The sequence below is a fragment of the Methyloceanibacter superfactus genome, from assembly GCF_001723305.1.
Lineage (GTDB): Bacteria > Pseudomonadota > Alphaproteobacteria > Rhizobiales > Methyloligellaceae > Methyloceanibacter > Methyloceanibacter superfactus.
The window spans coordinates 24,406-42,543 of the sequence record NZ_LPWF01000007.1; the positions used below are offsets into that span (position 1 = coordinate 24,406).

General features: G+C 65.3%; 18 protein-coding genes and 1 pseudogene. 11 read left to right on the forward strand and 8 right to left on the reverse strand.

Going from position 1 to position 18,138, the window contains the following annotated elements; translation table 11 throughout:
* Positions 1–26: 26 nt before the first annotated feature.
* Positions 27–158, reverse strand: a complete 132-nt coding sequence (locus tag AUC69_RS18910; protein ID WP_280136609.1) for a hypothetical protein — start codon at positions 156–158, stop codon at positions 27–29.
* 124 nt (positions 159–282) lie between these two features.
* On the opposite strand from AUC69_RS18910, the gene AUC69_RS02885 reads away from it, so the two are divergent.
* From AUC69_RS02885 to AUC69_RS02900, 5 genes and pseudogenes are all read left to right on the forward strand, one after another.
* A complete protein-coding gene (locus AUC69_RS02885) occupies positions 283–828 on the forward strand; it encodes an adenine phosphoribosyltransferase (RefSeq protein ID WP_069440828.1) in 546 nt (181 codons plus the stop codon).
* A gap of 60 nt (positions 829–888) precedes the next feature.
* Positions 889–1,976 (forward strand): annotated as a pseudogene (gene mtnA / locus AUC69_RS02890) (S-methyl-5-thioribose-1-phosphate isomerase); the annotation flags it as partial.
* Between the two features lie 62 nt (positions 1,977–2,038).
* The gene (locus tag AUC69_RS02895) at positions 2,039–3,316 is read left to right on the forward strand and encodes an MgtC/SapB family protein (protein WP_069440830.1); all 1,278 of its coding nucleotides are present in this window, start codon (positions 2,039–2,041) and stop codon (positions 3,314–3,316) included.
* 73 nt (positions 3,317–3,389) lie between these two features.
* Positions 3,390–3,611: a hypothetical protein gene (locus AUC69_RS17830; protein WP_204377248.1), complete on the forward strand. Its 222-nt coding sequence runs from the start codon at positions 3,390–3,392 to the stop codon at positions 3,609–3,611.
* Positions 3,612–3,675: 64 nt separating this feature from the next.
* Positions 3,676–4,383 (forward strand): Vgb family protein, encoded by a 708-nt coding sequence (locus AUC69_RS02900; protein ID WP_204377249.1) that lies wholly within the window; start codon positions 3,676–3,678, stop codon positions 4,381–4,383.
* 24 nt (positions 4,384–4,407) lie between these two features.
* Here AUC69_RS02900 and AUC69_RS02905 read toward each other — a convergent pair whose 3' ends face one another.
* On the reverse strand, positions 4,408–4,731 hold the full coding sequence (locus AUC69_RS02905) for a hypothetical protein (protein WP_069440831.1): 324 nt from the start codon (positions 4,729–4,731) through the stop codon (positions 4,408–4,410).
* Between the two features lie 586 nt (positions 4,732–5,317).
* Between AUC69_RS02905 and AUC69_RS02915 the strand changes: the two genes are divergently transcribed.
* From AUC69_RS02915 to AUC69_RS02930, 4 genes are all read left to right on the forward strand, one after another.
* Positions 5,318–7,363 (forward strand): bifunctional aldolase/short-chain dehydrogenase, encoded by a 2,046-nt coding sequence (locus AUC69_RS02915; protein ID WP_069440833.1) that lies wholly within the window; start codon positions 5,318–5,320, stop codon positions 7,361–7,363.
* Positions 7,364–7,538: 175 nt separating this feature from the next.
* Entirely contained in the window at positions 7,539–8,378 is an 840-nt protein-coding gene (locus AUC69_RS16840) for a methyl-accepting chemotaxis domain-containing protein (protein ID WP_069440834.1), read from the forward strand.
* Positions 8,360–8,779, forward strand: coding sequence for a methyl-accepting chemotaxis protein (locus AUC69_RS16845; protein ID WP_069440835.1), 420 nt, complete (start codon positions 8,360–8,362; stop codon positions 8,777–8,779). Before AUC69_RS16840 ends, AUC69_RS16845 begins: the two co-directional genes overlap by 19 nt.
* A 118-nt stretch (positions 8,780–8,897) precedes the next feature.
* Complete coding sequence (locus tag AUC69_RS02930; RefSeq protein ID WP_069440836.1) at positions 8,898–9,653, forward strand: DUF502 domain-containing protein; 756 nt, start codon at positions 8,898–8,900, stop codon at positions 9,651–9,653.
* 2 nt (positions 9,654–9,655) lie between these two features.
* Here the strand turns inward: AUC69_RS02930 and ychF are convergent, their stop codons facing one another.
* From ychF to AUC69_RS02950, 4 genes are all read right to left on the reverse strand, one after another.
* Positions 9,656–10,753 carry a redox-regulated ATPase YchF gene (gene ychF / locus AUC69_RS02935; RefSeq protein WP_069440837.1) on the reverse strand — a complete coding sequence of 366 codons (1,098 nt, stop codon included), beginning with the start codon at positions 10,751–10,753 and terminating at the stop codon, positions 9,656–9,658.
* Positions 10,754–10,767: 14 nt separating this feature from the next.
* Positions 10,768–11,478 (reverse strand): aminoacyl-tRNA hydrolase, encoded by a 711-nt coding sequence (gene pth, locus AUC69_RS02940; protein WP_069440838.1) that lies wholly within the window; start codon positions 11,476–11,478, stop codon positions 10,768–10,770.
* 60 nt (positions 11,479–11,538) lie between these two features.
* Entirely contained in the window at positions 11,539–12,231 is a 693-nt protein-coding gene (locus AUC69_RS02945) for a 50S ribosomal protein L25/general stress protein Ctc (RefSeq protein WP_069440839.1), read from the reverse strand.
* 131 nt (positions 12,232–12,362) lie between these two features.
* Positions 12,363–13,430 carry a 2-dehydropantoate 2-reductase gene (locus AUC69_RS02950; RefSeq protein ID WP_069440840.1) on the reverse strand — a complete coding sequence of 356 codons (1,068 nt, stop codon included), beginning with the start codon at positions 13,428–13,430 and terminating at the stop codon, positions 12,363–12,365.
* A 147-nt stretch (positions 13,431–13,577) separates the two neighbouring features.
* Here AUC69_RS02950 and AUC69_RS02955 point away from each other — a divergent pair, with 147 nt between their 5' ends.
* Complete coding sequence (locus AUC69_RS02955) at positions 13,578–14,816, forward strand: alpha-hydroxy acid oxidase (protein WP_244500058.1); 1,239 nt, start codon at positions 13,578–13,580, stop codon at positions 14,814–14,816.
* Here the strand turns inward: AUC69_RS02955 and AUC69_RS02960 are convergent.
* Positions 14,813–15,247, reverse strand: a complete 435-nt coding sequence (locus AUC69_RS02960) for a GlcG/HbpS family heme-binding protein (protein ID WP_069440841.1) — start codon at positions 15,245–15,247, stop codon at positions 14,813–14,815. The genes AUC69_RS02955 and AUC69_RS02960 overlap by 4 nt on opposite strands.
* A 193-nt stretch (positions 15,248–15,440) precedes the next feature.
* Here AUC69_RS02960 and AUC69_RS02965 point away from each other — a divergent pair, with 193 nt between their 5' ends.
* Positions 15,441–16,622 (forward strand): thioredoxin domain-containing protein, encoded by a 1,182-nt coding sequence (locus AUC69_RS02965; RefSeq protein WP_069440842.1) that lies wholly within the window; start codon positions 15,441–15,443, stop codon positions 16,620–16,622.
* Positions 16,623–16,629: 7 nt separating this feature from the next.
* Here AUC69_RS02965 and AUC69_RS02970 read toward each other — a convergent pair whose 3' ends face one another.
* Entirely contained in the window at positions 16,630–17,562 is a 933-nt protein-coding gene (locus AUC69_RS02970; RefSeq protein ID WP_069440843.1) for a ribose-phosphate pyrophosphokinase, read from the reverse strand.
* Positions 17,563–18,138 lie beyond the last annotated feature (576 nt).

The window sequence follows — 18,138 nt, forward strand, 5'->3', positions numbered from 1 at the left end:
GGCGAGCCCGCCGAGCAGGGCGAAGATCAAGCATAGAGAATGCCGACGATGATGGCCGCCGGAATGGCCGCGATGGACCATTTGATGAGGATCATGACGATCCGCCAGAACGGAACGTCGATGTCGCGAATGGTGATGGGTTCCGCGCCGTTGGTCATGGCATTACCCCCTTGCTATGCGCGCCGGCCTCTCGACTAGCCAGCCGCGTCCGGTTCGATTATAGGCACCGAGGCGCGGGTGCTTACCCTGCGCCCTCACCCCAGCTCTAACGGAGAGACCCTGATGACTTCGACCAAGGACATTGATCTCAAGGGTCTCGTGCGGACCATACCGGACTATCCGAAACCCGGCATCATGTTCCGCGACATCACCACGCTGCTCGGCCATGCGTCGGGTTTCAAGGCTTGCGTCGAGGAACTGGTCAAGCCGTTCCACGATCAGCGGGTCGAGTCGGTCGCCGGTATCGAGGCGCGCGGGTTCATCCTCGGCGGCGCTGCGGCGGATCGTCTGCATTGCGGCTTCGTGCCCATCCGCAAGAAGGGCAAGCTGCCCGCCAAGGCCATCGGTCAGGACTACGAGCTCGAATATGGCGTCGATGTCATCGAGGTCCACGAGGACGCGCTCAGCATCGGCGAACCTGTCCTGCTGGTGGACGATCTCATCGCGACCGGGGGCACGGCGGTAGCCGCGGTCAAGCTCCTGCGCCAGCTGAAAGCCGAGGTGATCGGCGCCGCCTTCGTCATCGATCTGCCCGATCTCGGAGGCCGCGCGCGTCTTGCCGAGCTTGGCGTGGAGTGCCACACGCTGATCTCCTTCGAGGGCGACTAGGCGGACGAACGCATGGTCGCCTCTCTCCTCTTGCCGGCCAGGGTGTGCTAAGTCAGGCCCATGAACATCGACGGCAAGCCTTATCGCACCATTTGGCTCGGAGCCGACGGCGCCTCGGCCGAGATCATCGACCAGACCAAGTTGCCCTTCGCGCTTGAGATCGTTCCGCTCAAGACGCTCGAGGACGCGGCCCACGCCATCTCGTCCATGCAAGTGCGCGGCGCGCCGTTGATCGGCGCCACGGCGGCTTACGGGGTGGCGCTGGGGCTCCGCGACGATCCGAGTGATGCGGCTGTCGACCGGGCCTGCGAGGTTCTCGCCGCCACGCGGCCGACCGCCATCAATCTGCGCTGGGCGCTCGACGAGATGCAGAAGGCCATCCGCAACCAGCCGCATGAGGCCCGTGCCGCGGCGGCTTTCGCCCGCGCCGCGGAGATCTGCGACGAGGACGTGGAGACCTGCCGGAAGATCGGCGAGCACGGCGTGGGGCTGATCCGCGCGCACGCGGAAAAGAAGAAGGGCGAGCGGGTCAACATCCTCACCCACTGCAATGCCGGCTGGCTCGCCACCGTCGATTGGGGAACGGCGCTGGCGCCGATCTACCGGGCGCATGACGAGGGCATCCCCGTCCATGTGTGGGTGGACGAGACACGCCCGCGCAATCAAGGAGCCTCGCTCACGGCCTTCGAGCTCAAGGCGCACGGCGTGCCCCACACCATCATCGCTGACAACACCGGCGGTCACCTCATGCAACGCAAGCTCGTGGATCTGTGCATTGTCGGGACCGACCGCACCACCGCCAACGGCGATGTCGCCAATAAGATCGGCACCTATTTGAAGGCGCTGGCCGCCAAGGACAACGGCGTCCAATTCTTCGTGGCGTTGCCGCATTCGACCATCGATTGGAGCCTCGACGACGGCAGCATTATCCCAATCGAGGAACGCGACGCCATCGAGGTGACCGAGATGACAGGGCGGCTGCCCGACGCTCGATCGCGACCGTGGCGATCACGCCAGAAGGGAGCCCGGCGGCGAATTATGCCTTCGACGTCACGCCGGCGCGCCTGATCACCGGCTTCATTACCGAGCGCGGTATCACGCCCGGCACGCGCGAGGGGCTGGCCGTACTTTACCCCGAGCGCGCAAAGCGGCGGCCGCATAGGTCTGTCTCCGCGACGGATGTGGCGGGTGGCGGTTGGGGAGGGTGGCGATGGACTATCAGGAGCTACTCGCCGTTGCGCTCGACTTCGCTATGGCGATCCTGCTTGGCGCGCTTGTCGGCGTCGAGCGTGAGAAGCGCAAGAGCGAGGACCAAGAGTCCGACCAGATCGCGGGCTTGCGCACCTTCATCCTGCTGGCGCTGTTGGGCGCCTGCGCCGGCTATTTGTCACGCGGCGCGGCGGTGCCGTGGATCTTGGCGGCGGCGCTCCTGATCGTCGGGGCCTTTGTCGTCGTCGGCTACTTCGTGACGTCGCGCGCCAGCGAGGATGGGAAGGGGCTCACCACCGAGGTCGCGGCGGTCGTCGTCTTCCTGCTCGGCGCCATGGTGATGCTCGGCAATCACGAGATTGCCATTGGGCTCGGCGTCATCACGGCGGCGGTGCTCGCCTATAAGCGGCCCCTGCACAGATTCGTGAAACGTCTCGGTTGGGACGACGTGTTCGCGGGCTTGCGCCTCCTGATAGCGACCTTCATCGCGTTGCCGCTCCTGCCCAACCGGCCCATCGATCCGTGGGGCGCCCTCAACCCGTACGCGCTCTGGCTGCTCGTGATCCTGATCTCCAGCCTTTCGCTTGTCGGCTACGCACTGACGCGGTGGCTTGGTCCGGGAAAAGGCGCGCTCATCACCGGGCTTGCGGGCGGGCTTGTGTCCTCGACGGCGGTGACGTTGTCCTTTTCACGCGAGGCCCGCGCCAATCCGCAGAACACGTCGGCCTTCGCCTGCGGAATTCTCGTCGCCTGGGCCGTGATGTTCGCGCGTATGCTAGTTCTCGTGGCGCTGCTGAACCGGGCCTTGCTGCCCTCCATGCTGATCCCATTCGGCGTGATGGCCGCCGTCATCGGCGGCTTTGCGGCGCTTCTCTACTACCGGGATGGCGTGGCCAGCCGGCCCGCCGCCGCCAAGGGGGACCTCAAGGTCGCCAACCCGTTCAGCCTGACCGCGGCGGCGAAGTTCGCGGCGTTTTTTGCCGTGGTGCTGGTCGCGGTCAAGATCGCTCAGGAAAGCTTCCCCGCGAACGGGATCTATGCGGTGGCTTCCATCGCCGGGCTGACGGACGTCGACGCCATCACGCTGACCATGGCCGAGTTTGCCAAGAGCGGGTCTGTCCAAGTCGCCGTCACGGCGATCGTGATCGCCGCACTCACCAACACATTGGTCAAATGCGCCATCGCCTTCGTGGTGGGCGGAGCGCCGTTGGGCAAGCCGCTGCTCGTGACCACGGCAGTCATGCTCGTTGCCGGCCTGGCTGCGGCGATCATCCTGTGAGCATGACGGTCTTGTGAGCCGGCTGATCCTTGGAAGCCTTTGTCTATTCACGGAGCGCCGCTAGGGTGGCCGGATGAAGCAGATTCGCGTCGCGCTCGCCGGATTGTGCCTGCCTGTCTTCCTTCTGACCGCGGGCAGCGCGGCGGCGGCCGATAGCGGTTACTCCGTGCAGTATTACGACGTCGCCCCGGGCGATCACCCGCACGACGTCGCGCCGGCGCGGACGGCACCGTCTGGTACACGGGCCAGCACAAAGGCGTGCTTGGACGGCTCGATCCCAAGACGGGCAAGGTGAGCCGCATTCCGCTGGGCGATGGCTCACGACCGCATGGCGTCATCGTCGGGCCGTACGGCAATGCTTGGGTTACCGACGGTGGCTTGAACGCCATTGTCCGGGTCAATTCGTCCACCGAGCAGGTCAAGGCCTTCCCACTGCCGAAGGCCGGGACCAACGCCAATCTCAATACGGCGGCGTCGATACGGAGGGACGCCTTTGGTTCACCGGGCAGACAGGCATCTATGGCCGGCTCGATCCCAACACCGGCGACATGGACGTGTGGAACGCGCCGAAAGGCATGGGCCCCTACGGGATCGCCGCGACCCCGGCGGGCGAGATCTACTATGTGTCACTTGCCGGCTCGTTTCTCGGCAAGCCCGATCTGGAGACCGGCGAGACCACGGTGATCGAACCCGCGACGAAGGATGCGGGCACGCGGCGGGTGTGGTCGGATTCGATGGGCCGCCTATGGGTGAGCGAGTGGAATGCCGGCAATCTCAGCCTGTACGACCCGATCGCCAAGATATGGAAGGTCTTCAGGCTGCCGGGGACCGAGCCGCATGCCTATGCCGTCTATGTTGATGATCGCGACATGGTGTGGGTCAGCGATTTCGGCGCCAACGCCATTTTGCGGTTCGACCCGCAGAGCGAGACGTTCGAGAGCTTTCCAAGCGACCGGGCAGGGGCTGCCGTGCGCCAGATGCTGGGCCGGCCTGGGGAGATGTGGGGTGCCGAATCCGGCACGGACCGGCTTGTGGTCATCCGCGCTGCGAAAGAGGCGCAGGACTAATCCCGCGCCTCTCGCAAATTCAGCCTACCACCAGATGGAGACGCCGCCACGGCGCCAGTAGGGCCGATAGCCATAGCCGTAGCCATAATACGGCCGGTAGCCGTAGTAGCCATAGCGGGGGCCGCGATAGTAGCGGTAGGGCCGGTAGCCATACCGGGGCCCCCGGTAATAGCGGCCGTATCTGTATTTCTTGTTGTACTTGTACTTCTTCTTGACCTCGACCAGGTCGGCATTGGTGTGGCTGTAGTTGACCGCAGCCTGAGCGGGCAGGGCGGAAGCCGGCTTGGGGGCCGAAAAGACGAAGACGGCGAGACAGGCCGTAAGGGCCGTGATGAGTAATCCGCGCATGGGCGTTACCTCGCTACGTTGGGGTGAGTTCTTCCTCGGGCTAACCGTAGAAATGGGGTTCGGTTCCCTGAAAGGGAAGCCCTAAGTGGCTGAGATTGGGCCCAATGCCTTCAGGATTGCCTAACGCCCGGGAGATTCCGGCGGGTCCTTCGAGGCCGCTGAACTAAGCCAGAGTTCCAGAACAGACCGCTAGGCTAGGACCATAACGGCGACGAAGCCCAGCAAAGCCGCCGCTGCGGTCGGTGCGATCCAGGTCGCAACGGGCAACGACACGCCGGGCGCTCGCATGTCCGCGGTGATCGGGCGCTGGGAGCCCGCCGCGGCAACTAGCGACGCGGTGTGCTTCGCATGCCATTTGGGTCCGGGACCGCGCATATAATGCTGCTCCGGGCGATACGCATTTCGGAAACTACCCACTTCACTCCCTCATCCAAGTGAGCCCCTAACTCTCTAAAATTCATACAAATATGTTGCGAATCCGTATCCGACCGTGGCGAAAGTGAGGATTTTTTGCCGCGGGCGGCGAAGCCTTGAAAGGCACGCTCCGTCCTTGCCGCGACAGGCGAAACTTGCAACAAACCGCGCCATGCAAAGCCAATGGAACGACGAGACCGCTCGAAGCAAGGTCGAGGCCTATGGCGCCGAAGGCGTCAACGAGGACATCGCGCTTCGCGTCTACACCACGCGCCTCATCGGAGGTGATCCGCTGCTCGTGCTGCATGGGGGTGGCAACACCTCGGTGAAGACGACCGCCACAGACGATCTCGGCCAGGAGCACGAGGTCATCGCGGTGAAGGGCTCCGGCGCCGACATGGCCGACATGGAGCCTTGGGGGCTGCCGGCGGTGAAGCTCGGCCCCTTGCGGGAGCTTCGCGCGCTCGAGGCCTTGAGTGACGAGGCCATGGTCAATGTGCAGCGCCTCAACCTGCTCGACGCCTCGGCGCCGAACCCGTCGGTGGAGACGCTGCTGCACGCCTTCCTGCCGCATAAATTCGTCGACCATACCCATGCCGCGGCGGTGCTGAGCTTGGTGGATCAGCCCGACGGCGAGGCGCTGGCGCGCGAGGTCTATGACGGCCGCATGGGGATCGTGCCCTATATCGCGCCGGGCTTCGGCCTGGCCAAGGCGGCGGCCGAGGTGTTCGAGCAGAAGCCCGATGTCGAGGGGTTGATCCTGCACAAGCACGGCATCTTCACCTTCGGGGAGACGGCGCGCGAAGCTTACGAGCGCATGATCGAGATGGTGTCGCTCGCCGAGGCCCGCTTGCGCCAGGGCCGCCCCGTCGTGTTCACGAAGGGTGAGGTCGCCGCGCGCCTCGAGACGGCAGCGGAGATCGCGCCGATCCTGCGCGGGGCCTGCGCGGTCAAGACAGCGGGCGCGGAACCCGTCCGCTTCATCGCCGAGCTGCGTACGGGACCTGAGATCCTCGACTATGTGAACGGCGCCGAGCTCGCCTCCTACAGCCAGCGCGGCGTGGTGACGCCGGACCACATCATTCGCACCAAGAACAAGCCCTTGGTGGTGCCGGCGCCGGAAGCAGGCAGGCTCGAAGACTTCGTCAGCGATGTGAAGACGGCGGTCGAGGCATTCGCCGCGGACTATGACGCCTATTTCGCCCGCGAGAACGAGGCGGTCGGCAACACCAAGACGAAGCTCGACGCCATGCCGCGCGTGATTCTCGTTCCGGGCGTGGGCCTGTTCGGCCTCGGGCGCACGGCGAAGGATGCGGCCATTGCCGGCGATCTGGCCGAGAACACGGTCAAGGTGATCACCGAAGCCGAGGCCATCGGCCGCTACGACCCGCTTCCCGAGAGCGATCTGTTCGCGCTCGAATATTGGAGCCTGGAACAGGCCAAGCTGAAGGGGGCGGTGGTGAAGCCGCTCACCGGGCAGGTAGCCGTGGTGACCGGGGCCGGCGCCATCGGGGCGGCGACGGCGCGGGCGCTCGCGGGCGACGGTGCGGCTGTCGCGCTGCTCGATATCGATGGCGAGGCGGCGAAGGTTGCAGCCGCCACCGTGAAAGGCCTCGGCCTGCAATGCGACGTCACCAAGCCGGACGACGTGGCCCGGGCCTTCGCGGCGGTGTGCGAGCGCTTCGGCGGCGTCGACATTCTCGTGTCGAACGCGGGCGCGGCGTGGCAGGGGCGGATTGGCGAGGTCTCCGACGAGACCTTGCGCAAGAGCTTCGAGCTCAATTTCTTCGCCCATCAGACGGTGGCGCAAGCCGCCGTCCGCATCATGCTCAAGCAGGGCACGGGCGGCGTGCTCCTGTTCAACATCTCCAAGCAGGCCGTGAACCCGGGCCAGAATTTCGGCCCCTACGGACTGCCCAAGGCGGCGACCATGCTGCTGATGCGCCAATACGCCCTCGATTATGGCGCCGACGGCATCCGTTCCAACGGGGTGAATGCCGACCGCATCCGCAGCGGGCTTCTCACCGACGAGATGATCGCGGCGCGGTCCAAGGCGCGGGGCGTGTCGGAGGCCGATTACATGAGTGGTAACCTGCTCCAGGCCGAGGTCACGGCGGACGACGTGGGCCAGGCGTTCCTGGCGCTCGCCAAGGCCCGCAAGACCACTGGTCATGTGGAGACCGTGGACGGCGGCAACATCGCCGCCGCGCTCCGCTAGCGCCGTTTCGCGCAAAAGTCCGCGCGGGTGCCCAAAACAGGCGCGATCCTAAGGGAGTTTTAACCACAAACGGAGAGGCTATGCGCGCATACGCTTGTGTGCGGGAATCACTTGCCTGCGGCTCACACCGCGCCATCGGGGACGGTCCTGCGCTCTAGATACCGAGAGATTTCAAATGCTTCTCCGCCTGAAAATCACGCTCGCCTTCGCCGCCACGGCGCTCATGGCCGTCGTTATCTCCATCCTGCTCCAGATTCTGATCCCGAGCCCCGGGGCTGCGGCCTTGCTGGCGTTGATCGTCGGCGGGCGGGCTCGCGCCGGCATCGGATATTTCTCGGGCGGCGCGCTCGGCAAGTCACTCAGCGACCTCAACAACGTCATCCTCCGCTTCATCAAATGGGACATGGACGGGGTCGTCCCCCACGCTAACCGCGCCGACGAGATCGGGCGGCATCGCCAAGGCGCTGAAGCCTTCCAGTCCGATGCCATCCGCTGGAGCGAGAGCCATAAGAGCGAGCAGGACAGCCAGATTCAGGGACGGCTTGCCTCCCAACAGCGGACCGAGGAGCTGATCCATCAGTTCCGCGGATCCATCGCCGGTATTCTCGGCGCCTTCGCCGACAGCGCGCGGACCATGGACGAGACGGCGCGGGCCCTGTCGAATGTGGCGACCGACACCAACGAGCGGGTCACCGCCGTGGCATCGGCCTCGGACGAAGCCTCGGCAAACGTGCAGACCGTGGCCGCCACGGCCGAGGAGTTGGCCGTCTCCGTGGGCGATATCGGCACGCGTGTGTCGACCGCCAGCCGCATCGTCAATCACGTCACCGAGAACGCCCGCACCGCGAACTTGAAAGTCGAAGGGCTGGCGACGGCGACGCAACGCATCGGCGACGTGGTAAGCCTGATCCAGGACGTCGCCGCGCAGACCAATCTGTTGGCGCTGAACGCCACCATCGAGCGGCGCGCGCGGGCGAGGCCGGCCGCGGCTTTGCCGTGGTGGCGAGCGAGGTGAAGACGCTTGCCGACCAGACTGCCAAGGCCACCGACGACATCAAGCAGCAGATTGCCGCCATCCAGGCCTCGACCAACGGGGCGGTGGAGGCCATGCAATCCATCGTCACCACCATGGGAGAAGTGAACACCAACACCCAGGAGATCGCCGGCGCAGTGCAACAGCAATCGGCGGCGACATCGGAGATTTCGCATAGCGTGCGCCAGGCCGCGCGCGGCACCGAGGACGTGGTGGCGCACATGCCGGGCGTGACCAAGGCGGTGGAGGAGACGAGCCAGTCGGCCACGCAGATGCTCGGGGTCTCCCGCGATCTGTCGCGCCAGGCTGAGCAGCTCCGCCACACGGTGGAGAACTTCCTGCGCCAGGTGGCGGCGGCCGATGCGCTGAAGCGCGCGAGCTAACCCTCACCGAGCTTTAGCGCGACGGTTTGATGGCCGGGGTTTCCCGGCCATTTTCGTGTTTGATGCAAACACGGTGACGATGGGCTAGCCTTCGCGCGCACGAGGCAAGGAGGGCAGCTTGGGCCGCATTATCCGCATTTTCTTGTCGGGGGTTCTGGCGCTCCTGCCCATCATGGTCACGGTGATCGTGACCGCCTGGGTCGGTTCGCTGGTGGCAGGCTATGCCGGCCCCGGCAGCATTATCGGCGACCTCATCACCTCGCTCGGCCTCAATATCTCGGGCTCGTCGACGATCGCCTATTTTCTCGGCCTGGCCATCATCCTCGGCTGCATCTTCGTGCTCGGTCTGGCCGTGGAGTCGGGCTTGCGCACGTGGATCTCCAACAGCTTCGATTGGCTGATGTCGCGCATCCCGCTTATCTCCAATGTCTACGATCTGTCAAAACGCTTCGTCGCCATCGTCGACCGCGGCGGCGACGAGGACAGCTTCAAGTCCATGCAGCCGGTGTGGTGTTTCTTCGGTGGGGAGGGAAGTGCCGCGGTCCTCGGACTCATGCCGTCGCACGAACCGGTGGAGATCGGCGAGCACAGCTATCTCGCCGTGCTCGTGCCATCGGCGCCGGTGCCGTTCGGTGGCGCGCTGATCTACGTGCCGTCCGATTGGATCAAGCCGGCGGAAGGCGGCGTGGAGCATCTGATGAATGTCTATGTGTCGATGGGCGTGACGCCGCCGGCAGGGATGCCGGCCGGCTGGAAGACGTCTGGAGCAAAGCCAGCGATCGCGGCCCCGGCGGCGGCAAAGACTCCGTCAACGCCGCGCAAACCACGCGCCAAGAAGCGCCGCCCGCCGCCCATCGGCGAGGACGCGTCCTAGCGCTAGGTCGCGAAGCGGAAATGGAGGACGTCGCCGTCCTTCACCAGATAGTCCTTGCCCTCGAGGCGGAGCTTGCCTGCGTCGCGCGCGCCCGACTCGCCGCCGAGCCCCACATAGTCGTCGTAGGCGATGGTCTCGGCGCGGATGAAGCCCTTCTCGAAATCGGTGTGGATGACGCCGGCGGCCTGGGGTGCGCGGGTGCCTTGCGACACCGTCCAGGCCCGAGCCTCTTTCGGGCCGACAGTGAAATAGGTGATCAGCTCCAACAGCTTATAGCCCTCGTAGATCAGCCGGTTCAGTCCCGGCTCTGAGAGGCCGAGCTCGGCGAGGTAGGACTTGCGCTCCTCGGCATCGAGTTCGGCGAGTTCGGACTCGATCTTGGCCGAGATCACCACGCAGCCGGCGCCTTGCTTCGCGGCGTATTCCTCCACGGCGCGTGAATAGTCGTTGCCGGTGGCGGCGGATGCTTCGTCGACGTTGCACACATACAGGACCGGCTTCGAGGTGAGCAGCCCGAGCGTGCGGAACAGGGGCCGCTCCTCGTCGGAAATCTCGGCGAGACGGGCGGGCTTGCCGTCGCGCAGCAGCGGCAGCATGCGTTCCAGCAGCGCCAGCGTCTGCTTCGCTTCCTTGTCCTGGCCGCGGATCTTCTTCTCAAGCGTCGGCACGCGGCGTTCGAGGCTTTCGAGATCGGCCAGCATAAGCTCGGTCTCGATGGTATCGGCGTCGGCTAGCGGATCGACTTTACCTTCGACGTGGATCACGTCTGGATCCTCGAAACAGCGGAGCACATAGGCGATCGCATCGACCTCGCGGATATGGGCGAGGAACTGATTGCCGAGGCCCTCGCCCTTGGAGGCGCCGCGCACCAAACCGGCGATGTCGACGAAGGTGAGGCGCGTGGGAATTGTCTGCGCCGACTTGGCGATGCCGGCCAGCTTAACGAGGCGCGGGTCCGGCACCGGGACGTCGCCGACATTGGGCTCGATGGTGCAGAACGGATAGTTGGCGGCCTGCGCCGCGGCGCTTTCCGTCAGGGCATTGAACAGGGTGGACTTGCCGACATTCGGCAGCCCGACGATGCCGCATTTGAATCCCATGCTTGTTGTTCTTCCTATGAGTTGAGCCAGCGGCGGAGCTTGGCGGCGAGCGCGCCGCCCTCTGCCGGCTTCTCGTCTTTCTCTGTGGGAGCCTCTTTCGGCGGCGCAGGCTTTTTGCTCCTGGGCGGAGCTTTGGTCGTTTTCGCCTCGGGCTCGCCGCCGAGCGTGCGGTGGGCGATCTGAGATTGAAATTTGTCGTTGGCCCCATCGGCGAGATAGGGGGCCGCGTCGGCGAGGGCCTCGAGCAAGGGATCGAGCCACTCCTGATCCGCCTTGGTGAAATCGTGCATCACATAGCCGACGACCCGCTCGCGTTGGCCGGGATGGCCGATGCCGATGCGCACACGGGCATAGTCGTTGCCGAGATGGGCGGTGAGGGACTTCAACCCGTTATGGCCGGCGACCCCGCCCCCGATCTTCACCCTCAGCTTGCCGGGCGCCAGGTCGAGCTCGTCGTGGAACACGGCCACGTCGCCCTCATCAAGCTTGTAGAAGCGCACCGCTTCACCCGCGGCGCGGCCTGACTCGTTCATATAGGTCTGAGGTTTCAGGAGCAGCACCTGCTCGCGCCCCAGCCGGCCTTCGGCGACGAGGCCCGAGAAGCGCTTGCGCCAGGGGGAGAAGTTGTGAGCGGCGGCGATGGCATCCACCGCCATGAAGCCGACATTGTGACGGTTGAACGCGTATTCCGCCCCCGGATTGCCGAGGCCGACAAAGAGCTTCATCGCGTCATCCCGATCGGCGGCCTAAAGAAGTAACGGGCTGGTAGGCCCAGAAGAAGCAGATTACTTCTTCTTCTCCTCTTTGGGCTTCTCCTTGTCTGCGGAGGCGCCCTCGGCCTTGGCTGCAGGCTTCGCTGCGCCGGCCTCGGCTGCTTCCGCCTCGCCCTCTTCCTCGCCGGTGGCCTCTTCGGCCGTGCGGCCGACGATGGTGGCGATGGTGAAGTCGCGGTCCGGTAATGGCGGGCGTACGCCGTCAGGCATTGGGATCGACGAGATATGGATGCTGTCGCCGATCTCAAGGCCTTTCAGGTCGATCTCGAAGGCATTGGGGATCTTGTCGGCGGGGCAGCGCACGGGAATATCGTGGCGCACCACGTTGAGGACGCCGCCGCGCTTCAGGCCGGGCGAGATGAGTTCGTTGAGGAAATGCACCGGCACGTCCACGCTCACCAGCGCCATCCTGCTGAGGCGCATGAAATCCACATGGATGGGGAAGTCGCGTACCGGGTCGAGCTGGACATCGCGCGGGATCACGCGGGTCTTGGTGCCGTCCAAGTCAAGCATGAACACGGTGCTCTGGAAGTGGCCGGTCTGGATCTGCTTGGAGATCGCCTTAGACTCCAGCGCAATGGTCTGGGGCGCCTCGTCGGCGCCATACACGATGCCGGGCAGACGCCCGTCGCGGCGGACCTGGCGCGCGCCGCCCTTGCCGGTGCTCTGCCTGGCCCATGCCTTGAGTTCGATGGCCTCGGCCATGTAAACCTCCAACGTCTGAAATAATGAGGGGGCCGGAAACCGGCCCCACAAGGTCGGGCGCGGCGTCTGAGACCACGCCGCGACACAATTCGAGAGGCTTATAGCCTAAAGGCCGGCGGAATGACAATCGCCTATGGGGCCCACGTTGCGGCCTTATAGCGGCCCGGCGACCTTTCCGGGGGCAGGGCGGGGGAGCCTTGGCCGGCAATTTCCGCCTTTTTGATGAGCTGCATGACCTGGCGGTTGAGGGGCGCGGCGATCCCGTGCTTCTCCGCCAGCCTGACGATCTCCCCTTGAATATAGTCGATTTCGGTGGGCCGGCCGGCCCGCAAATCCTCCCACATGGACGAGCGGGCGGTCTTGTCGATGGCCATCATGCCGCGGGCGGCCAGCCGGAACAGGATATCGGGGAGGCTGAGGGCAAAGGCGATCAGCCGCGGCGGCAGTCCCTCCACGGGGGCGGGGCGGATGCCGGCGGCGGCGAGGACGGCCAGGCCTTCGAGCATCTGCCGCGAGATCAGGAGGCGCCAGCGCCGGTCGCCAAGCTGCTCGATCAGCGGCAGGTCTGACAAGGCATTGAGCGCGTTGTTGAGATTGACCAGGAGCTTGCCCCATAGGGCTGCGTCAATATCATCGTGCTCGGCAACGGGCGCGCCGAGGACATTGAGCAGGTCGCGCAAACCCGCCACGCCTCCTTCGATTTGTATGGTGCCGCTGGTCGCCCGATGAACGTGAGGCGCATCCCCGTCCTTCTTGGTCTGCACCACGTTGAACGGCACCATGGCATCGACAACCCTGTAGTCGCGGCCGAGACCTTGACGCAGGATTTCCGCGTTCTCGACGCCATTTTGTAGGCTGACCACGATCGCACCGGCCGGCGCGTGCGCGGCGATCGATTGCGCCATGGCTGCGGTGTCGCGCGACTTCACGGTGACCAGCACGACATCGGCGGATCGGAAAGCGGTGGCCGGGTCCAATGCGAGCTTGAGCGCGTCGGGCGGCAAGACCTCGTCGCGGCCGTCGAGGTCGGACATGCGCAAGCCGTGCCGGGCGATCGCCTTTGCGAGCGGTTCGCGCAAGAGAAGCGTGACACCGCGTCCGGCCGCCGCGAGGTGCGCCCCGACATGGCAGCCGACGCTGCCGGCCCCGGCGATAACGATGGACGATGAGGCGGCGGGACGACGGGAGTCGAATGTCATGGAAGCGACTTAATCATGATGCGGGCTTAATTGCCGGGCAGGCTTGGTTTTAGCCGCGCCGGAGGCGATAGTAACGGCTTCGGTCGGGGGCGCGTCAAATTCACCGGTGGATTTGTGCACTGCGCCAGTACGGAGTAGAGCGCGGGCATGAACCAACGCTTCGACAGTCATCTTGCTGATATCGCGGCGGAACCTATTGCGCCGATCGAAACGCCGGCGCTGCGCGGCGGCGCCATGGTCAGGCCGCCAGCGATGGCGGTGCATCCCGGTCATCTCAAAGCTGCCGCCAAACGGCGGCTGCCGAGCGCGGTCTTCGATTTTCTGGAAGGCGGCTCGAACGACGAGGTGACGCTCAAGCGCAATCTCGCCGATTTCGAAGCGTTGCGTCTTAATCAGCGGGTGTTCGATCATGTGGCCTCGCGCAACTTGCGCACGACCTTGTTCGGACAGCGTGCGTCGATGCCCGTGGCGCTGGCGCCGATCGGCATGGGCGGCGTGTTCCATCCGCGCGCCGAAATCCATGCCGCGCGAGCCGCCGCCTCGTTCGGCGTGCCTTACTGTCTCAGCACCTTGTCGAGTTGCTCGATCGAGGAGGTCGCGGCCGAGGTCGGCGCGCCCTTCATGTTCCAGCTCTATATGTTCAAGGACCGCGCGATCAACGCGGCGCTTCTGCAGAGAGCCGATCAAGCTCATTGCCCGGCGCTCGTCCTCAACGTGGACACGGCCGTGCAGGGCCGGCGCAATCGCGATCTCGACAACGGCCTGACCATACCGCTCCGATTGCGTCCGCAACATATCGTTCGCATCCTGCAAAAGCCGCGCTGGCTGCTCAACTGGCTGCTCAAGAAGCCAACGCTCGGCAATCTGGCGCCCTATTCGCCGGACGGCTCGGATCTCGCCACAGTGTCGGCTTGGGCGGAGCCGCGGTTCAAGGGTGCGGTGACCGCGGCCGATCTCGAATGGATCCGGCACACCTGGCCGCGCAAGCTCGTGGTCAAAGGCATTCTCGATGCCGAGGACGCGAAGCTCGCGGCCAAGCTCGGAGCGGACGCCATTGTCATCTCCAATCACGGTGGACGGCAGCTTGACGGCGCCAGCAGTACCGCGAGCATGCTGCCCGGCATTCGCGAGGCGGTCGGCGATGATGTCGAGTTGATCCTCGACAGCGGCGTGCGGTCTGGCTTTGACGTGCTGAAGGCGCTCGGCCTCGGCGCCCATGGCTGCCTGATCGGACGCGCGTTCGTCTATGGGCTGGCAGCGGGCGGGCAAAGGGGTGTGGCCGCCGCGCTCGAGCTGATTGCGCAAGAACTCGACGAGGCGATGACGCTGACGGGAACCGCCGACGCAACGCCCTGCCGAGTGGTCTCGTGCTGCGTTGAGCTTTAAGTCCGCCAGGGATGCTCCGGCAACTCGCTGACGCCCAACACCGCAACGCCCGCAGCTGCGACGGCATGATCGTTCTCAACCGAGCTGCCGCTGACGCCGATGGCGCCGACGAGCACGCCATCCTCATCGACGATGGGGAGGCCGCCTGGAAACGTGATCAGGCCGTCATTGGAATGCTCGATGCCGTAAAGCGGTTTGGCCGGCTGCGACAGCTGGCCGAGGTCGCCGGTGGCCATGCCGAAGAAACAGGCGGTCCGCGCCTTCTTGATGGCGATGTCGATGGAGCCAACCCAGGCGTCGTCCATGCGGATGAACGCTTTGAGATTGGCGCCGGAATCGACCACGGCGATGCACATCTGGGTCTTCATCTGGACCGCCTTCTTGCGCGCGGCTTCGATGGCTTTCTCGGCATTCGCTAAATTGACGTGCATTGGGGTCTCCTCCTCGGGGCTCTATGAAAGCGTCATAGCCGGAATTCGGGGAATAAGGTGTAAACGCGTCATTCGCGAATTGGTGGCGGCGATTGTAGAAAACAAGGCCGGCCCGCCCTTGAGCGAGGTCATAGGCAGATCGGCGGGCGCCAAGGTAGGGTTGGCCTCCGGACAGCTTGCGGCGAAAGGTTGAATGACGAACGACAACGTGCAGGCAAAGCGCGGCGGTCTCGCCGCGGCGACCCCAGGCCGCGTGCGGGCCGTGCTTGCGGTGGTGCTGATCGCCGTCTTTGCGCTTCTCCAAATCACGCCCCATGTGGCGCCGGAGCCCGAAGATCCGTTGGCCTGGCAGGACGACGGACGCCTTCACGTGTTCGTTCACCCGGACTGCCCCCATTGCCACGCGGCGCTGCGGTTTCTGCGAGCCTCGCCGGATATCGCCTTTGAGTTGCACAACGTCGCCACGCCGGCGAACGAGCATTTGTTTCGCATGGTCGCGGATCAGCTGGGCATTCCGGAGAGCGCATTGGGGGTGCCGCTCTTCGTCGCCGGGAATCGCCACATGATCGGTTTCGATACGCCGGCGGCGACGGGGCCCGCGCTCCGGGCGCTTGTCGGGGGTGCCACGGATGCGGTGCCCGGTGAGCCGCGACCCATCGACCTGCCGGTTTTCGGCGAGATCGACCCCGCGCATTATTCATTGTTCGCGCTCACGGCGGTGATGGGCCTCGCCGACGGCTTCAATCCGTGCGCCATGTGGGTCCTGATCTACCTGATCTCGCTCATTGCCGGACTCAAGGACCGCGCCAAGATCTGGTGGCTGGTCGGCACCTTCGTGATCACGTCCGGCATCCTCTATTTCCTGTTGATGACGGCGTGGCTCAACATGTTCCTGGTCGTCGGCTATGTGCGGCCGCTGACCCAACTCGTCGCCTTGGCGGCCATCGGCTTCGGCATCAGCCATCTCTATGAGATCGTGTGGAGCCGCGGCGTGATCGAATGCGAGGTCGGCGATGTGGAGCAGCGCCAGCGCACCATGGCCCGCATCCGCGACGTGGTCGCGGCGCCGGTCGGTCTCGCCAGTCTCGCTCTCGTGACGGGGCTGGCCTTTGCCGTCAACGCGGTGGAGTTCATCTGCTCGGCGGCGCTGCCCGCCATCTATACCCATGTGCTGGCGTTGAGCGATCTCTCGGTGGCGGGCTACTACGGCTACATCGCGCTCTATGTCGTCTTCTTCATGCTCGACGACTTGATCATTTTCGGACTGGCGGCGTTCGCCGTGCAAAAGATCATCAACACGCGCTACGCGGTCCTGAGTCGGCTCGCGGGCGGCGTGGTCTTGATCGGCTTGGGCGCGTGGATGCTGGCGCGGTGAGGGCGGCCTAGTAGAACAGGCTCGACACCGACTTCTCCTCGGCGGTGCGGGCAATGGCCTCGCCGAGCAGCGGGGCGATGGGCAGCACCCGGATATTGTGCGCCTTGACCACCGAGTCGCTCGGCTGGATCGAGTCGGTGATAACCAGCTCCTTCAGCCGCGATGCCATGATGCGCGCGACAGCGCCGCCCGACAGCACACCATGGGTGATGTAGCCGGTGACCACATTGGCGCCTTGCTCGAGCAGGGCCTCAGCCGCATTCACCAGCGTGCCGCCTGAATCGATGATGTCGTCGACGAGGATGCAGGTGTGCCCGGCGACGTCGCCGATCACGTTCATCACCTCCGACTCGCCGGGACGCTCGCGCCGCTTGTCGACTATGGCGAGCGGCGCGTCGATGCGCTTGGCCAGGCCGCGCGCGCGGACCACGCCGCCGACGTCCGGCGAGACCACCATGAGGTTGTCGTTGGGGAAGACGTCCTTGATGTCCTGCACCATGACCGGCGCGGCGAACAGATTGTCGGTGGGAATATCGAAGAAGCCCTGAATCTGGCCGGCATGCAGGTCTAGCGTCAGTACGCGGGTCGCGCCGGCGCGGACGATCATGTTGGCGACCAGCTTAGCCGAGATCGGCGTGCGCGGACCGGGTTTGCGGTCCTGGCGGGCATAGCCGAAATACGGCACGACCGCGGTGATGCGCCGTGCCGACGCCCGCTTCAGGGCGTCGACCAGAATGAGCAACTCCATCAAGTGGTCGTTGGCCGGCGCCGAGGTCGATTGAAGGATGAACACGTCCTCGCCGCGGACGTTCTCCTGCACCTCGACGAAAATCTCCATGTCGGCAAAGCGCCGGACGATGCAGCGGGCCAAAGGAATGTCGAGATAAGCGGCGATCGCCTCGGCGAGAGGGCGGTTGCTGTTGCCTGCAACCAATTTCATAGCGAGCGCTCCTCGAGCACGTCAGTCCCCGCGAGGCGGGCTGCTCGGCCTCCGCGCCACGGCGGCTTTTAACAAGCGTGTGGCACTTCTGTAAACTCGCCACGCGCGCCCTGTGGATGAGGTCAACTCGATTTCGGTAGGAGCTTGACGATGCCGTCGGCCGCGGCGCCGGCCGCGGCGTCGGCAATGGCGCCCCACGGGCCGTTCAGAGAGCCTTTCGGAATGGTGTTCTGCTGCGACACTGTGCCCAGGCGTTTGCCGCTGATCGAGCACCTGCCAGTCGATGCGGATGGACTCCTTGCCCCCGCTGGCGCTGCTCAATTTCACGATGCCCTTCACCGTATAGACGTTGGTGGATGTCCCGTTGGCGAGCTTGATGCCGTCCTTGTAGAGCCGCTTCTTGAGGGCCGTCGTCAGGGACCTGCGGCCATCGCCCGGGGCGCCGGTCACGGGGGCGACGAGCACGCCGGACGGCTTCGGGGCAGGTGCCGGCCTGGCGGCAGCGGCGGTGGATGCGGTGGCGGCGCTGCTGCGGCGCCGGGGGGCCGGCGGCGGACGGGCGCGAGGCCCGGCTCC

What these genes read in the sequence shown, in the direction of transcription:
- AUC69_RS18910 (WP_280136609.1), bottom strand. Translation starts at nt 158, where the DNA reads ATGACCAACGGCGCGGAACCCATCACCATTCGCGACATCGACGTTCCG.
- AUC69_RS02885 (WP_069440828.1), top strand. Translation starts at nt 283, where the DNA reads ATGACTTCGACCAAGGACATTGATCTCAAGGGTCTCGTGCGGACCATA.
- AUC69_RS02895 (WP_069440830.1), top strand. Translation starts at nt 2,039, where the DNA reads ATGGACTATCAGGAGCTACTCGCCGTTGCGCTCGACTTCGCTATGGCG.
- AUC69_RS17830 (WP_204377248.1), top strand. Translation starts at nt 3,390, where the DNA reads ATGAAGCAGATTCGCGTCGCGCTCGCCGGATTGTGCCTGCCTGTCTTC.
- AUC69_RS02905 (WP_069440831.1), bottom strand. Translation starts at nt 4,731, where the DNA reads ATGCGCGGATTACTCATCACGGCCCTTACGGCCTGTCTCGCCGTCTTC.
- AUC69_RS02915 (WP_069440833.1), top strand. Translation starts at nt 5,318, where the DNA reads ATGCAAAGCCAATGGAACGACGAGACCGCTCGAAGCAAGGTCGAGGCC.
- AUC69_RS16840 (WP_069440834.1), top strand. Translation starts at nt 7,539, where the DNA reads ATGCTTCTCCGCCTGAAAATCACGCTCGCCTTCGCCGCCACGGCGCTC.
- ychF (WP_069440837.1), bottom strand. Translation starts at nt 10,753, where the DNA reads ATGGGATTCAAATGCGGCATCGTCGGGCTGCCGAATGTCGGCAAGTCC.
- pth (WP_069440838.1), bottom strand. Translation starts at nt 11,478, where the DNA reads ATGAAGCTCTTTGTCGGCCTCGGCAATCCGGGGGCGGAATACGCGTTC.
- AUC69_RS02945 (WP_069440839.1), bottom strand. Translation starts at nt 12,231, where the DNA reads ATGGCCGAGGCCATCGAACTCAAGGCATGGGCCAGGCAGAGCACCGGC.
- AUC69_RS02950 (WP_069440840.1), bottom strand. Translation starts at nt 13,430, where the DNA reads ATGACATTCGACTCCCGTCGTCCCGCCGCCTCATCGTCCATCGTTATC.
- AUC69_RS02955 (WP_244500058.1), top strand. Translation starts at nt 13,578, where the DNA reads ATGAACCAACGCTTCGACAGTCATCTTGCTGATATCGCGGCGGAACCT.
- AUC69_RS02960 (WP_069440841.1), bottom strand. Translation starts at nt 15,247, where the DNA reads ATGCACGTCAATTTAGCGAATGCCGAGAAAGCCATCGAAGCCGCGCGC.
- AUC69_RS02965 (WP_069440842.1), top strand. Translation starts at nt 15,441, where the DNA reads ATGACGAACGACAACGTGCAGGCAAAGCGCGGCGGTCTCGCCGCGGCG.
- AUC69_RS02970 (WP_069440843.1), bottom strand. Translation starts at nt 17,562, where the DNA reads ATGAAATTGGTTGCAGGCAACAGCAACCGCCCTCTCGCCGAGGCGATC.